Source organism: Pseudomonas aestuarii (genome assembly GCF_027988105.1).
GTDB lineage: Bacteria > Pseudomonadota > Gammaproteobacteria > Pseudomonadales > Pseudomonadaceae > Aquipseudomonas > Aquipseudomonas aestuarii.
The window spans coordinates 591,505-606,614 of sequence record NZ_JAQJZJ010000002.1 but is presented as its reverse complement, the minus strand read 5'-3'; the positions used below and the strand labels follow the sequence as shown (position 1 = coordinate 606,614).

12 protein-coding genes are annotated in these 15,110 nt (G+C 63.3%); 8 read left to right on the top strand and 4 right to left on the bottom strand.

Translation table 11 applies throughout. The annotated features are described in order from the left end of the window. Nucleotides 1-35: 35 nt before the first annotated feature. Nucleotides 36-2,789 (bottom strand): response regulator, encoded by a 2,754-nt coding sequence (locus PH586_RS06725; RefSeq protein ID WP_271346979.1) that lies wholly within the window; start codon nucleotides 2,787-2,789, stop codon nucleotides 36-38. A 185-nt stretch (nucleotides 2,790-2,974) separates the two neighbouring features. Here PH586_RS06725 and cysM point away from each other — a divergent pair, with 185 nt between their 5' ends. The 5 genes from cysM (at nucleotide 2,975) to PH586_RS06700 (ending at nucleotide 9,276) form a co-directional block, all read left to right on the top strand. Continuing rightward, on the top strand, nucleotides 2,975-3,880 hold the full coding sequence (gene cysM / locus PH586_RS06720; protein WP_271346978.1) for a cysteine synthase CysM: 906 nt from the start codon (nucleotides 2,975-2,977) through the stop codon (nucleotides 3,878-3,880). Next, entirely contained in the window at nucleotides 3,880-5,232 is a 1,353-nt protein-coding gene (rlmD, locus tag PH586_RS06715) for a 23S rRNA (uracil(1939)-C(5))-methyltransferase RlmD (RefSeq protein ID WP_271346977.1), read from the top strand. Before cysM ends, rlmD begins: the two co-directional genes overlap by 1 nt. Before the next feature lie 172 nt (nucleotides 5,233-5,404). After that, nucleotides 5,405-7,648, top strand: coding sequence for a GTP diphosphokinase (gene relA, locus PH586_RS06710; RefSeq protein ID WP_271346976.1), 2,244 nt, complete (start codon nucleotides 5,405-5,407; stop codon nucleotides 7,646-7,648). 194 nt (nucleotides 7,649-7,842) lie between these two features. Continuing rightward, nucleotides 7,843-8,679 (top strand): nucleoside triphosphate pyrophosphohydrolase, encoded by an 837-nt coding sequence (gene mazG / locus PH586_RS06705; protein WP_271346975.1) that lies wholly within the window; start codon nucleotides 7,843-7,845, stop codon nucleotides 8,677-8,679. Nucleotides 8,680-8,736: 57 nt separating this feature from the next. Continuing rightward, nucleotides 8,737-9,276, top strand: coding sequence for a DUF2058 domain-containing protein (locus PH586_RS06700; protein WP_271346974.1), 540 nt, complete (start codon nucleotides 8,737-8,739; stop codon nucleotides 9,274-9,276). Between the two features lie 138 nt (nucleotides 9,277-9,414). On the opposite strand, the gene PH586_RS06695 is transcribed toward PH586_RS06700, so the two are convergent. Genes PH586_RS06695 through purM form a run of 3 tightly spaced genes read right to left on the bottom strand, consistent with a single transcriptional unit; the run spans nucleotide 9,415 to nucleotide 11,848 of the window. Further along, nucleotides 9,415-10,131: a DUF3108 domain-containing protein gene (locus PH586_RS06695; RefSeq protein ID WP_271346973.1), complete on the bottom strand. Its 717-nt coding sequence runs from the start codon at nucleotides 10,129-10,131 to the stop codon at nucleotides 9,415-9,417. Nucleotides 10,132-10,139: 8 nt separating this feature from the next. Continuing rightward, the gene (gene purN / locus PH586_RS06690; protein WP_271346972.1) at nucleotides 10,140-10,790 is read right to left on the bottom strand and encodes a phosphoribosylglycinamide formyltransferase; all 651 of its coding nucleotides are present in this window, start codon (nucleotides 10,788-10,790) and stop codon (nucleotides 10,140-10,142) included. After that, entirely contained in the window at nucleotides 10,790-11,848 is a 1,059-nt protein-coding gene (purM, locus tag PH586_RS06685) for a phosphoribosylformylglycinamidine cyclo-ligase (RefSeq protein ID WP_271346971.1), read from the bottom strand. The genes purN and purM overlap by 1 nt, the downstream gene beginning before the upstream one ends. Before the next feature lie 199 nt (nucleotides 11,849-12,047). On the opposite strand from purM, the gene PH586_RS06680 reads away from it, so the two are divergent. From PH586_RS06680 to hda, 3 genes are all read left to right on the top strand, one after another. Further along, entirely contained in the window at nucleotides 12,048-13,091 is a 1,044-nt protein-coding gene (locus PH586_RS06680; protein ID WP_271346970.1) for a DUF2066 domain-containing protein, read from the top strand. A 137-nt stretch (nucleotides 13,092-13,228) separates the two neighbouring features. Beyond that, nucleotides 13,229-14,320, top strand: a complete 1,092-nt coding sequence (locus PH586_RS06675; RefSeq protein WP_271346969.1) for an AI-2E family transporter — start codon at nucleotides 13,229-13,231, stop codon at nucleotides 14,318-14,320. Beyond that, the gene (gene hda, locus PH586_RS06670) at nucleotides 14,317-15,021 is read left to right on the top strand and encodes a DnaA regulatory inactivator Hda (RefSeq protein WP_271346968.1); all 705 of its coding nucleotides are present in this window, start codon (nucleotides 14,317-14,319) and stop codon (nucleotides 15,019-15,021) included. Before PH586_RS06675 ends, hda begins: the two co-directional genes overlap by 4 nt. The last annotated feature ends 89 nt before the right edge of the window (nucleotides 15,022-15,110 follow it).

Here is a 15,110-nt window from a genome sequence, read left to right as displayed (position 1 = left end):
ACAGACTCGAGTCCATGGCTTAACCGATCGGGTGGCTAGGCACTGACCTGCAGCTCTTTGGCCAGCCGTTCGATCGCCGCGTCGAGCAGATCCAGTGCGCCGGGGGCTGCGGGATCATTCTGTTTCAACAGAGTTTCGCTGCGCTGACAGGCGGCACGCAGTTGCGGCACACCGCAGTAGCGGGTGGCGCCGTGCAGGCGGTGCACGCGTTCGATCAGGGCGTTGCGCTCGCCCGCCTCGCGGGCCTGGCGGATGGCCAGGCGGTCGGCGGGCAGGCCGGCCAGCAGCATGCTCAGCATGTCGGCGGCGAGGTCGGCTTTGCCGGCTGCCAGACGCAGGCCTTCTTCGCTGTCCAGTACCCGCAGGGCGCGGCCTGCATTGGCGCTTTCGCCGATTTGCTCGGGGCCTTGGTTGCGCAGCGCCAGGCCGGTCCATTTGAGCACCACCTGGGCCAGCTGCCGTTCGCTGATGGGCTTGGTCAGGTAGTCATCCAGGCCGCTTTGCAGCAGGGCGCGTTTTTCGTTGGCCAGGGCGTGGGCAGTCAGGGCGACTATGGGGGTGGGAGGCTGGGCGTGCTCGCTTTCATGCTGGCGAATCGCTTCGGTGGTTTGGCGGCCGTCCATGCCGGGCATCTGCACGTCCATGAGAATCAGGTCGAAGCTGTTCTGCTGGGCTTTTTCCAGGGCTTCGTAGCCACTGCTGGCCGTGCTGACCAGAGCGCCCATGTCGTCCAGCAGAGTTTGCACCAGTAGCAGATTGGCCGGGTTGTCATCGACGCAGAGCACGCGCGGCGGCCGGCTCGGGGTCAGGGTACTGGCTTCCGGGCGCGCTTGCCGTGGGCTGACCAGTTCGGCCAGCGCGCGTTGCAGCTTGCGTGTACAGGCCGGCTTGGCCTGTAGCTGACTGTGCGCATCGGGCAGAACTTCGTGATAGAGCGCCTGTTCGGTGGTCGGGCAGAGCACCACGGTTTTGCAGGCGAGGCGCTCGAGATCCCAGATGCGCTGGCCCAAGCGCTCCGGTGGCAGGTGCTGGGCGCTGACGCCGAGCACGGCGATGTTCATCGGTTGGCCGCTGTGGTGCGCACTGGCGACCGCTTCGAGCAGGTTGTCGAGATTGTCGAAGGCGCTGACCAGCAAGCCGCAGTCTTCCAGTTGATGCTGCAAGGCCTGGCGTGACAGCTCATGACTTTCCAGGATGGCCGCGCGGCGTCCGAGCAACGGGGCGCGGGGCAGGTCTTCGGCGTCATCCCGGGCTTTCGGCAGGCTCAGGCTGATCCAGAACTCCGAGCCCTCGCCAGGCGTGCTGTCGACACCGATCTCGCCGCCCATTTGCTCGATCAGGCGCTTGGAAATTACCAGGCCCAGGCCGGTGCCGCCAGCCTGGCGCGACAGTGAGTTGTCGGCCTGGCTGAAGGCCTGAAACAGTGCGCGCAGGTCTTCGCTGGACAGGCCGATACCGGTGTCGCGCACGCTGATGCGCAGTTGGGCGAGGTCGGCGCTTTCATCTTCGAGCATGGCGCGCATGACGATGCTGCCTTCACGGGTGAACTTGATCGCGTTGCTGACCAGGTTGGTCAGGATCTGCTTGAGCCGCAGCGGATCGCCGACCAGGGTCAGCGGCGTGTCGCGGTAGACCAGGCTGAGCAGCTCCAGGCGTTTTTCATGGGCAACCGGGGCGAGGATGGTCAGGGTGTCCTGCAGCAGGTCGCGCAGGTTGAAAGGAATGCTTTCCAGGATCAGCTTGCCGGCTTCGATCTTGGAGAAGTCGAGGACCTCGTTGATTATCCCGAGCAGGCTGTCGGCTGATTTCTCGATGGTGCCCAGGTAATCCTGCTGGCGTGGAGTCAGCTCGCTTTTCTGCAGCAGGTTGGTGAAGCCGAGAATGCCGTTGAGCGGGGTGCGGATTTCGTGGCTCATGTTGGCGAGGAATTCGGATTTTATCCGGCTGGCTTCCAGAGCCTCCCGGCGGGCGAAGTCCAGTTCGATATTCTGGATCTCGATGGTCTCCAGGTTCTGGCGTACATCTTCAGTGGCCTGGTCAACGCTGTGTTGCAACTCTTCCTGGGCGTTGAGCAAGGATTCGGCCATGCGGTTGATGCCCGAGGCCAACTCGTCAAGTTCATGGCTGCCGAGCGATGGCAGGCGGGTGTGCAGGTGGCCATCCTTGAGCTGCGCGACGCTGTATTTGATCTGCCGCAGGGGGTCGTTGATGCTGCGGCTCATGCGCAGGGCGAGCAGGGCGGTGACGATCAGGCCGGTGCCGATCAGCAGCAGGCTGGCCAGCAGGCTGCGGTAACCCTTGAGCAGGGTGCCCTGGTGTGACAGCTCGAGTTCGACCCAGCCGAGCAGGTTGCTGTCGGGCTGCGTCAGCGGCTCGCCCGTGAGACTCAACTGGTGTGCCAGCACCGGCAGGAGAAAGCGCGTGGCATCCTGGCTGCTGCGGCGCCCCCCCTGGCTCGGGTCATCGCCGGGTGGCTGGTCGAGCATGCCCGGGCCGGCATGGGCCAGGCGCTCGCGCTCGGCACCGAGGAAGCTGACGGCTCTTACGTCCGGCTGCTCGAGTGTCTGCGTGGCAATGCGTTGCAGCAGTGCTGCGTCTTGACGCTCCAGGGCAGGCGCGGCCAGCGGCGCCAGTTGTTCGGCGATCATCTGTCCGCGTTGCAGCAGTTGCGCCTGCAAGTCAGACAGTTGCACCCAGATGAAGTAGCCGCCGAGCACCAGCGCCAACAGGCTGGTGGGTAGCAGGGTGAGCATGAGTACACGGCCTTTGATGCCTAGATCCTTGAACACGGACGTCCTTCCTCGTTGCTGGTTGGCTGAACTCAAGCTGGCAGTGTAGCGGCTGGTCTTGGCTGAACAACAGAGGCGTCGCCCTGGCAGCATGCTGCAACAAGGCGGACCAACGCCTGTTATGGCCGCTGCCCGTTTGCCGCTATCATAGGGGCCCTTCCAGCCATCTGGACCTGATCGACGCCATGACCTTGCAATACCCCACTATCGCCGATTGCGTCGGCAACACGCCGCTGGTGCGTTTGCAGCGCCTGCCCGGTAATACCTCCAATACCTTGCTGTTGAAGCTGGAAGGTAACAATCCGGCTGGCTCGGTGAAGGACCGGCCGGCACTGTCGATGATTACCCGTGCCGAATTGCGCGGCGATATCCACCCCGGCGATACCCTGATCGAGGCCACCTCCGGCAACACCGGTATCGCCCTGGCGATGGCGGCAGCGATCAAGGGCTACAAGATGATCCTGATCATGCCGGACAACTCCACGGCCGAGCGCAAGGCGGCGATGACCGCCTACGGTGCCGAATTGGTGCTGGTGTCGCGCGAGGAGGGCATGGAAGGGGCGCGCGATCTGGCCGACAGTCTGGAGCGCGGGGGGCGCGGCAAGGTGCTCGATCAGTTCGCCAATGGCGACAATCCCGAAGCCCACTACCTGGGCACCGGCCCGGAAATCTGGCGCCAGACCCAGGGTCAGATCACCCACTTCATCAGTTCTATGGGCACCACCGGGACCATCATGGGCGTCTCGCGCTACCTCAAGGAGCAGAACCCGCAGGTGCGGATCGTCGGCTTGCAGCCGATGGAAGGCGCGAGCATTCCCGGTATTCGCCGCTGGCCCGAGGAATATCTGCCGAAGATCTACCAGGCCAGCCGCGTTGACCGGATTGTCGACATGGCCCAGCGCGAAGCCGAGGATGTGATGCGCCGCCTTGCGCGTGAAGAAGGCATCTTCTGTGGTGTGTCCTCCGGCGGGGCGGTGGCGGCGATGCTGCACCTGTCGGCTGAAGTGGAGAATGCGGTAATGGTGGCGATCATCTGCGATCGCGGCGACCGCTACCTGTCGACGGGCGTGTACGACACGCCGGAGCTCTGATGGCCAAGAAAACCAGCGGTTTGCGCTTCCAGCCCAGCGGCGGCGTCCGCGCGGCGCAGGTACCGGTTGGCAAGAAGCAGACGCTCAGCATCGAACGGCTGGCCAACGATGGTCGCGGCATTGCCTTTGTCCTGGGGCGCACCTGGTTCGTCAGTGGCGCCTTGCCCGGCGAGCAGGTCGAAGCCCGGGTGCTGGGCGCACGTAGCCAGGTGGTCGAGGCCCGCAGCGAACGGATTCTCAGCGCCAGCCCAGAGCGGCGGGTGGAGCCTTGTGCCCATGCGCGTACCTGCGGCGGTTGCAGCGTCCAGCACATGAGCCATGCCGACCAGCTGGCTCTGAAACAGCGCATGCTCAGCGAACAGTTCAGCCGGTTGGCTAACTTGCAACCGGCTGAGTGGGCGCCACCACTGGTCGGGCCAGAGTTCGGCTACCGTCGCCGTGCGCGGATTGCCGTGCGCTGGGACGTCAAACACAAACGGCTGGACGTCGGCTTTCGCGCCGCGGCCAGCCAGGACATCGTCGCCATCGCCGATTGTCCCGTTCTGGTGCAGCCTTTGCAGCCAATCTTGCGCGCGTTGCCAGCGCTCCTGCGGGCGCTGGAATACCCCCAGGCCATTGGTCACATCGAGTTGTTTTATGGCAGCGCCAGCGCTGTATTGGTGCGTCACATTGCAGCCTTGGGCGAGGCCGATCTGGCGCGCTTGCAGGCGTTCTGCGTGGCCCATGATGGGCAACTCTGGCTGCATGGTAGCGGCGCGCCGCAGCCGTTCGAGCCTGAGCAGAGCCTGGGTTACCACCTGCCGCGCTGGGACCTGCAGCTGGCCTATCGGCCCGGCGATTTTGTCCAGGTCAATGCGCTGGTGAACGAAGCGATGGTCGCCCAGGCGCTGGACTGGCTGGCACCGCAGGCGGATGAACGGGTCTTGGATCTGTTCTGCGGGCTGGGTAATTTCGCCTTGCCGCTGGCGCGCCAGGCGCGCGAGGTGGTGGCGGTGGAAGGGGTGCAGGCGATGGTCGAGCGGGCGGCGCAGAATGCGGCGAGCAATGGCCTCGACAACCTACACTTCTTTCAGGCCGACCTGGCGAATTCGTTGGTCGAGAGTGGTTGGGCGCAAGGCGGTTTTGCCGCCGTGTTGCTCGACCCGCCGCGAGACGGTGCGCTGCAGGTGGTCAGGCAGATCGGCAGTCTCGGCGCCAAGCGTCTGGTCTATGTGTCGTGCAACCCGACCACATTGGCACGTGATACTGCCGAGCTGCTGGCGCAAGGTTATCGGCTGGAAAAAGCCGGTATCCTCGACATGTTTCCGCAAACGGCGCATGTCGAGGCGATGGCGTTGTTCGTCAGGCCTTAGATTGAAAGCGCGTAGCTAGGGATGAAGGCCGCTTGGCTTTGCCGCCATCACCCTTATCTATGCTGTGCAGGGGCGCACAAGGAGTGTGCCTTAAGTGGTTAAACCGACCGGGTCGAAGAAGTCCGGCGACTGTTCGGTGTGCATGGCGCGCACCTTAGGGAAGGTAAACAAGATGGTTCAGGTTAGAGCGCACCAGCCGGTCAACGATGACGGCAGCATCAACCTAGAGGCCTGGTTGGCCCATGTGCTCAGCGTCGACCCGGCACTGGAGCACGATGCCTTGCTCGCCGCCTGCGAGTTCGCCCGCGAGGCCGAGCAGCAGGCCAATGCGGCACAGAATCTGTGGTCGGAGGGGGCTTCCAGCTTCCGCGCCGGCCTCGAGATAGCGGAGATTCTTGCCGACCTCAAACTCGATCAGGACTCCCTGATTGCCGCCGTCATCTACCGTGGCGTACGCGAGGGCAAGGTGACCCTGGCCGCGGTGGAGCAGCGCTTCGGCCCCGTGGTTACCAAGCTGGTCGATGGTGTGCTGCGCATGGCGGCGATCAGTGCCAGCCTCAATCCGCGCGACTCCCTGGTGCTCGGTTCCCAAGCTCAGGTGGAGAACCTGCGCAAGATGCTGGTGGCCATGGTCGATGACGTGCGTGTGGCGCTGATCAAGCTGGCCGAACGCACCTGTGCGATTCGGGCGGTCAAGCATGCCGACGACGAAAAGCGTCAGCGTGTGGCTCGCGAAGTCTTCGACATCTATGCGCCGCTGGCGCATCGCCTGGGCATCGGCCATATCAAGTGGGAGCTGGAAGACCTGTCCTTCCGCTACCTGGAGCCCGAGCAGTACAAGCAGATCGCCAAGCTGCTGCATGAGCGTCGGCTGGATCGCGAGCAATACATCAACGATGTGATGAGTCATCTGCGTGTGGAGCTGGAGGCCACCGGGGTCAAGGCCGACATCAGTGGGCGGGCCAAGCATATCTATTCGATCTGGCGAAAAATGCAGAAAAAGGGCCTGCAATTCAGCCAGATCTATGACGTGCGCGCGGTCCGCGTGCTGGTGCCGGAGATGCGCGATTGCTACACCGCCCTGGGGATCGTGCACACCCTCTGGCGGCACATTCCCAAGGAGTTCGACGACTACATCGCCAACCCCAAGGAAAACGGCTACCGCTCGCTGCACACCGCGGTGCTCGGTCCGGAAGGCAAGGTGCTGGAGGTGCAGATCCGCACCCACGCCATGCACGAGGAGGCCGAACTGGGGGTCTGTGCGCACTGGCGCTATAAGGGCACCGACGTCAAATCCGGCTCCAACCATTACGAAGAGAAGATTTCCTGGCTGCGTCAGGTGCTCGAGTGGCACGAGGAGCTGGGCGATATCGGTGGCCTGGCCGATCAGTTGCGCGTCGATATCGAACCGGATCGGGTCTATGTGTTCACCCCGGATGGTCACGCCATTGACCTGCCTAAAGACGCCACGCCACTGGATTTCGCCTACCGGGTGCACACCGAGATCGGCCACAACTGCCGTGGCGCGAAGGTCAATGGGCGTATCGTGCCGCTCAGCTACAGCCTGCAAACCGGTGAGCAGGTGGAAATCATTACCAGCAAGCATGGCACGCCAAGTCGTGACTGGCTGAACTCCAACCTGGGTTATGTCACCACCTCGCGGGCGCGGGCAAAGATCGTCCACTGGTTCAAGTTGCAGGATCGCGACCAGAATGTCTCCGCCGGCAAGGCGATGCTCGAGCGCGAGCTGGGGCGCCTGGCGCTGCCCCAAGTGGATTTCGAGAAACTGGCCGAGAAGGCCAACCTGAAGAATGCCGAAGACCTGTTCGCCAGCCTCGGCGCCGGCGACCTGCGCCTGGCGCATCTGGCCAACCTGGCGCAGCAATTGGTCGAGCCGGAGCGCGGCAACGAGCAGCTCGAGCTAATTCCGCGCAAGGCCTCAGGCTTCAAGCCGGGCAAGCGCGGTGATATCCAGATCCAGGGGGTCGGCAACCTGCTGACGCAGATGGCCGGGTGCTGCAAGCCGTTGCCGGGCGACCCGATCGTCGGCTACATCACCCTCGGTCGCGGGGTCAGCATCCATCGTCAGGATTGCGCCTCGGTGCTGCAATTGGGTGGGCGCGAGCCGGAGCGGATCATTCAGGTCAACTGGGGACCTGTGCCGGTGCAGACCTACCCGGTGGATGTGGTCATTCGTGCTTACGACCGTTCCGGCCTGCTGCGCGACGTCACCCAGGTGCTGCTCAACGAGAAGCTCAATGTGCTGGCGGTGAACACCCACTCGAACAAGGAAGACAACACGGCAACGATGTCGCTCACCGTCGAGATTCCCGGGCTGGATGCCCTGGGGCGTTTGCTCGGGCGCATCTCGCAGTTGCCGAATATAATCGAGGCCCGTCGCCACCGGGCCTCCTGAGCTGCTGCGCTCGGCCATACGGCGTTGAAGGGGAAGTGAAAAATGCTCATTGGCTAGAGCCAACTCCGCTTTTTAACTTTCCCTTCGCCTTGTCTGACCTTCGCTCGCGACGCTCAGCGTTCCGTGTGAATATCCTGTTTTTGGAGTGGCCTTGGCTGCGAAGCTGCTGTTGAAATTTTGAGCCGGGAATTGTCATGTACCAACTCGACGACCTATTGCACCTGATGGCCCGCCTACGCGACCCGCAGCACGGCTGTCCGTGGGATCTCAAACAGTCCTACGCGAGCATCGTGCCCCACACTATCGAAGAGGCCTACGAGGTGGCGGACGCGATCGAGCGCGGCGACTTCGAGCATTTGCCGGGCGAGTTGGGCGATCTGCTGTTTCAGGTGGTGTATTACAGCCAGTTGGCGCGGGAGGAGGGGCGTTTCGAGTTTGCCGAGGTGGTCGATGGCATCACCCGCAAGCTGATTCGCCGGCATCCCCATGTGTTCGTCGATGGCGATCTGTATGGCGCCCCCGATACCTCCAGGCTGGCAGAGGCGGCGGTCAAGCAGCGCTGGGAGGAGCTCAAGGCCGAGGAGCGCGCCGAGCAGGCCGCCGTGCCCGAGCAGCTGTCGCTGCTCGACGATGTGCCCAATGCCTTGCCGGCCCTGAGCCGTGCGGTCAAGTTGCAGAAGCGCGCCGCTCAGGTTGGTTTCGACTGGCCCGAGGCCTTGCCGGTGGTGGACAAGGTGCGCGAAGAGCTGGATGAAGTGCTCGAGGCCATGAGTGAAAATGACCCGCAGGCGATTGCCGAAGAGGTTGGTGATCTGCTGTTCGTCGTCACCAATCTTGCCCGCCACCTCAAGGTCGATCCGGAGTCGGCGCTGCGTGCCGCCAACGGCAAGTTCGAACAGCGCTTCCGTTTTATCGAACAGGCATTGCGCGAAGCGGGGCGGGCCATGGAAGATTGCGACCTGGAACAACTGGATGCGCTCTGGGGCGAAGCCAAGAAGCTGGAAAAACTGGGTGGGCCGTCGGCTAGCTAGCGTCGGCGCAGTGGAGCGTGCAGTCCTTATTTATGGTTAGTTGGGTATAGGAACGTTATGGCAATCTCACTACGCGATCAGCTGCTCAAGGCCGGGCTGGTCAACGAAAAGCAGGCCAAACAGGTCAGCAAGGAAAAACAGAAGCAGCAGCGTCTGCAGCACAAGGGTCAGGTCGAGAAGGATGAGTCGCAAAAGCTCGCTGCTCAGCAGGCGATGGCCGAGAAGGCCGCGCGCGATCAGGAACTCAATCGTCAGCAGCAGGAAAAGGTCGAGCAGAAGGCCCGTGCCGCGCAGATCAAGCAACTGATCGAGGTATCCCGCCTGCCCAAGCTGACCACCGAGGATTACTACAATTTCGTCGACGACAAGAAGGTCAAGCGCCTGTCGGTGAACAAGCTGATGCGCGACAAGCTCAGTAGCGGCTCGCTGGCCATAGTGCGTAGCGGCGGCGGTTATGAAGTGATCCCGCGCGAGGCGGCCCTGAAAATTCAGGAGCGTGATCCGCGGCGGGTGATCTTGCTCAACACCCCGACCGAAGCCGCAGACGTCGATGACCCGTACGCCGCCTACCAGGTGCCGGATGACCTGATGTGGTAGTGGTGCCGCGCACCAGCGGTCTGCTGGCCGCGGTGCGCACAGCCCGCTTGCACATGCCGTCTGGTGTGTGGCTTGGTCGGATGCAAGCCTACACATGAAAAAGTCGGGCAATGCCCGGCTTTTTTCGTTACTTGAACGTCAGTCGCGGCGGCCTTCGACCGCTTTGCCGTCGACCGTGCCGTCCTTGAGCATGATCTGGTATTCCTTGCCGTCTTTTTCGACCTGATGCAGGCGAACCAGCAGGTAGCTCCAATCCTTGGCGAACCAGAGTATGGTTTTACGGCTGCTTTGCGTCGGGTCACGCACGCGCTCGACCTTGATCGCGTCGACCTGGCCGGCTTTGGTGCGCACGACTTCTTCGCCGAGGACGCGGAAATCATAGGTCTCGATTTCGTCGCCATCGACCACCTGGTAACTCATGCTTTGCTTGCCGGCGGCAACGTCATACTGCAGCGCCAGCTGATAGGTCGACTTGTCCTGCAGGCCGCGATTGAGTGGAAAGCTTACCGGGTTGCCGCGGTCGGTGCCGGTCACTCGCTTGCCGGTCCAATCGAAGTCCTGTTCGATTTTCTTGCCTCTGCCCAGGCCGTTGCGCTCGAAGCGATAGGTCAATGGCAGGAGGGCTGTCTTGTCCAGGCGGAAAGTGCTCTGTTCACTGAGACCGGCGACCAGCATGGAGGCTTCGAAGCTGAGCTCCCATCGGTCGTTGTCCAGAGCCTTGAGGCTGCGCTGCGCGGTGCCGCTGACCGGCAGTTGTTTCCAGTCGGCGGTATAGCTGGCGGAGAACGGCTTCAGCTCACTGGCCAGGGCCGGCAGGCTGAATAGGGCGAGGGCGAGCAGTAAGGCGCGACGCATGGTATCTCCTAGGTGCGGATCAGGTGGCCGGTACTCGGCAGTGGCTGGCCATCCAGCGTTGCGCCTTGCTCGGCAAGGCGCAAGCGGCCTTCGGCGAACCAGCGTACGGCCAGCGGATAGATCAGGTGTTCCTGTTCGTGTACCCGTTGCGCCAGGCTGTCCAGCGTCTCGCCCGAGCGTAGCGGAATCACTGCTTGTACGACCAGGGGGCCGCCATCGAGTTCCTCGGTAACGAAGTGCACGCTGCAGCCATGCTCGCTGTCGCCCGCCTCGAGTGCCCGCTGGTGGGTATGCAGGCCCTTGTATTTGGGCAACAACGAGGGGTGGATGTTGAGCAGGCGTCCGTCGTAGTGGCGGACGAAGTCGCTGCTGAGGATGCGCATGAAACCGGCCAGCACCACCAGTTGCGGCTCGAAGGTGTCGATGGCCGCGACCAGTGCCGCATCGAAAGCGTCACGCCCGGCAAAGGCTTTGTGGTCGAGCACGCAGGTATCGATACCGGCGGCCTTGGCGCGTTCCAGGCCATAGGCATCGGCGCGGTTGGAGATCACCGCGCGGATGTTGAGCGGGTTATCGCCCGCCTGGCTGCTGTCGATCAGCGCCTGCAGGTTGCTGCCGGAACCGGAGATCAGCACCACTACATTGCAGGCTGTCGGCATCAATGGCGCTTCAGGTTGTTCAGAACGACGCGCTCGGCGCCTTCGGCGGCAGCCGAAATCTGACCGATCAGCCACGGCTGCTCGCCGGCATCGCGCAGGGTCTTGAGGGTCAGTTCGACCTGATCCTGGGCCACGCAGATGACCATGCCGACCCCGCAGTTGAGTACGCGGTGCATCTCGGTTTCATCGACGTTGCCTTGCTCCTGCAGCCAGTCGAATACCGCCGGGCGCGTCCAGCTGGCCACGTCGACCACGGCCTGGGCACCGTCCGGCAATACGCGCGGAATGTTGTCGAGCAGGCCGCCGCCAGTGATGTGGGCCATGGCCTTGACCGCACCGGTGTCCTTGATCAGCTTGAGCAGCGGTTTGACGTAGATGCGCGTTGGGGCCATCAACAGGTCGGTCAGCGGCTTGCCGTCGAGCTCAATGGTTTCGATATCGGCGCCGGCGACTTCGATGATCTTGCGGATCAACGAGTAGCCATTGGAGTGCGGGCCGGAGGACGGCAGGGCGATCAGCGCGTCGCCGCTGGTGACTTTCGAGCCATCGATGATCTCGGCTTTTTCCACCACGCCGACGCAGAAGCCGGCCAGATCGTAGTCTTCGCCTTCATACATGCCCGGCATTTCCGCGGTTTCGCCGCCGACCAGGGAGCAGCCGGCCAGTTCGCAACCGGCGCCGATGCCGGTGACCACGGTGGCCGCCACGTCGACGTTGAGCTTGCCGGTGGCGTAGTAGTCGAGGAAGAACAGCGGCTCGGCGCCACACACCACCAGGTCATTGACGCACATGGCAACCAGATCCTGGCCGATGCTGTCGTGTCGGTTGAGGTTCAGTGCCAGGCGCAGTTTGGTGCCGACGCCATCGGTGCCGGAGACCAGAACCGGCTGCTTGTAACCGGCCGGGATCTCGCAGAGGGCGCCGAAGCCGCCCAGGCCCCCCATGACTTCCGGACGCGCGGTGCGTTTGGCCACGCTTTTGATGCGTTCGACCAGGGCTTCGCCTGCGTCGATGTCTACACCTGCGTCCTTGTAGCTGATGGAGGGTTGCTTGCTCATAGATCCAGGCCTTTAAGGGGAATATCGGATGTGCACCGGCGCGGCGGCGGTCGGTCTGCGAAGGCGCGCGATTTTATCAGGCTTGCCGGGCAGCGACCACCCACGGCGTGCGGTGGTTGCCGGGGCGCGGGCGGCTGTTTAAGGTATAAGGCTTGTGCTAAGGCCTGCACGCCGCCTTCCGTCTGTCGAGAACCTATTCATGCGCCTGATCGCCCGTCTGTTAATTCTCAGCCTGCCACTGTTCAGCCTCTCCAGCCAGGCGGCGACGGTGATTGACCTGTATCAGGTCCGCGAGCCGGTTGCCAGTCAACAGCCGGAGGAGCGTGACGCGGCCCTGGGGCGCGCCCTGCAGACCCTGGTGTTGCGCTTGACCGGTGACAGCGAGGCGCTGAAGCGCCCGGCGCTGGCCGAATTGCGCCAGGATCCGCAGCAAATCATCAGCCGGTATGGCTATGAAGAAGACCGCCTGCTGGTCGATTTCGATCCCGTCAGTACCGACCGTAGCTTGCGCCAGGCCGGGTTGTCGCTGTGGGGGGCCAATCGCCCGGCGATTCTGGCCTGGTGGCTGAATGATGCCAGCGACGTCTCGGGCCTGGTTGGCGATGGCCAGAGCAGCGCCACACCGCTGCGGCAGGCGGCGCAACACCGGGGGCTGCCGCTCCGCTTGCCGATTGGCGACTTGAACGAGCAGTTGCTGGCAACCGCCGAGAACCTTGGCGCGAATGAGCCAGAGGCGTTGCGGGATGCGTCCGAGCGTTACGCGGCCGATGCCCTCTTGGCCGTGCGGGCACGAGAAGCTAACGGCCAGTGGCAGGCCCAATGGCGTCTGTGGTTGGACGATGCGCGCTTGCAGGGCAAGGCCCAGGGCGCCGATCAAGCGGCATTGGCCGATGCGGTGCTGCTGGGGGTGAGCGAGCGGCTGGCGCCACGCTACGTGGTTGCCCCGGGCGCAGCAACCAGCCTGACCCTGGAGGTGCAGGGTACCGACCTGGCGCGCTATGCCGAGCTGCAGCGCATGCTCGAGCCTCTGGCTGCACAGTTGCTCAAGGTCGAGGGTGACCGCCTGATCTACCGCATCAAGGCCAGTGCCGAGCAGTTGCGCGCGCAGCTGGCGCTGCTGCATTTGCAGGAAGTGACCGATGCCCCCCCGCCGGTTGATGCCAGCCAATCGCCGCAACTGGCGACCGGCGAGCCAGCGCCCCAAGTATTACGGCGTGACGATGTGCTGCGCTTTCGCTGGTAGACTGCCGCGGGTCAGCGGATGAGCCCGCTTGAAACCTGTTGGCCACTCCTGCGCGGCATCCGCGCTTGTACGTTGCGCGGCCAGGTTTTCTTGCAGGGGCCCGCGGACTGTCTGGTTGTACCATTCGAGGGTTGAGCATGATTGATTCACGTCGCTGGCTATGGATAGCTGGGCTGCTCCTGCTCGGCTGGCTCCTGTATTTGTTGCAGCCGATTCTTTCGCCGTTCCTGATTGGCGTGCTGCTGGCCTATCTGGGGGATCCCCTGGTCGATCGGCTCGAGCGCTACAAGCTTTCGCGTACCTGGGGCGTGATCGTGGTGTTCGCGCTGTTCAGCCTGATCCTGGCGATCTTGCTGCTGGTGCTGGTGCCGATGCTCGGTAAGCAGCTGATGCGCCTCTACGAACTGGCTCCGCAAATGCTCGACTGGACGCAGCACCAGGCGTTGCCCTGGGTGCAGGCCAAGCTGGGGCTGCATAACGGTTTCTGGCGTTTCGATCAGCTCAAGACGGCATTATCCGAGAACCTGGGTCAAACCAGCGACATTCTCGGCATGCTGCTGTCACAAGCCTCTGCCTCGGGCTTGGCGCTGTTGGCCTGGCTGGTCAATCTGCTGCTGATTCCGGTGGTCAGCTTTTATCTGCTGCGCGATTGGGATCTGATGGTCGCCAGGTTGCGTGGTTTGTTGCCCCGCACCCGTGAAGGTCTGGTGGTGAAACTGGCCAGCGAATGTCACGAAGTCCTCGGCGCCTTTCTGCGCGGGCAGCTATTGGTGATGCTGGCATTGGGAGTGATGTACGCCGTCGGCTTGATGCTGACCGGCCTGGAGTTGGGGCTGTTGATCGGATTGTTGGCCGGTTTGGCCAGCATCGTGCCCTACCTGGGGGTGGTGGTGGGAATCGGCGCGGCCATGACGGCCGGCCTGTTTCAGTTCGGCAGCGATTTCTACCCGCTGCTGGCCATTGCCGCCGTCTTCACCCTCGGCCAGATGCTCGAAGGGATGCTGCTGACCCCCTGGCTGGTCGGTGACCGTATCGGCCTGCACCCGGTGGCGGTGATCTTCGCGATCATGGCCGGCGGGCAGCTATTCGGCTTCACCGGCGTGCTCCTGGCCCTGCCAGTGGCTGCTGTGATCATGGTTTTAGTGCGTCATGCGCATGATTTATATAAACTTTCTGATCTATATGGGGAGCCCCCCAGCGTTTCTGACGAGCCGATCAACCCCGCATGAGACCCATTCAACTGCCCTTGGGCGTGCGTCTGCGAGATGACGCCACCTTTGCCAACTACTATCCGGGCGCCAATGCCGCGGCGCTCGGCTATGTCGAACGCCTGTGCGAAGCCGAGGCTGGTTGGGCGGAAAGCCTGATCTACCTCTGGGGCGGCGCGGGGGTGGGCCGTACCCATCTGCTCCAGGCGGCCTGCCTGCGTTTCGAGCAGAACGGTGAGCCTGGGGTGTACCTGCCGCTGGCCGAGCTGGTCGAGCACGGCCCGAACGTGCTGGATAACCTGGAGCAGTTCGAGCTGGTCTGTCTCGATGACCTGGATGCCGTGGCCGGGCGCAGCGACTGGGAGGAAGCCCTGTTTCACCTGTTCAACCGCTTGCGCGATAGTGGCCGACGCTTGCTCCTGGCGGCGAGCAGTTCGCCGCGCGAGTTGCCCGTCAAACTGGCCGACTTGCAGTCGCGCCTGACCTTGGCGCTGGTCTTCCAGTTGCAGTCACTGTCCGATGAAGACAAGTTGCGTGCCTTGCAACTGCGCGCTTCACGCCGCGGCCTGCACCTCAGTGATGAGGTCGGCCGCTTTATCCTGACCCGGGGCGAGCGCAGCATGAGTGCGCTGTTCGAGTTGCTCGAACGCTTGGATCAGGCCTCCCTGCAGGCTCAGCGCCGGCTGACCATCCCCTTTCTGAAGGAAATCCTGGGCTGGTAGACCCTTGCCGGCGAACAGTTCGCGGGGTGGCTCTGGCCACCTGGTTGGCGGCGGCATAACCCTGCGTTGCCAGTTTGACTGTCAGCGCT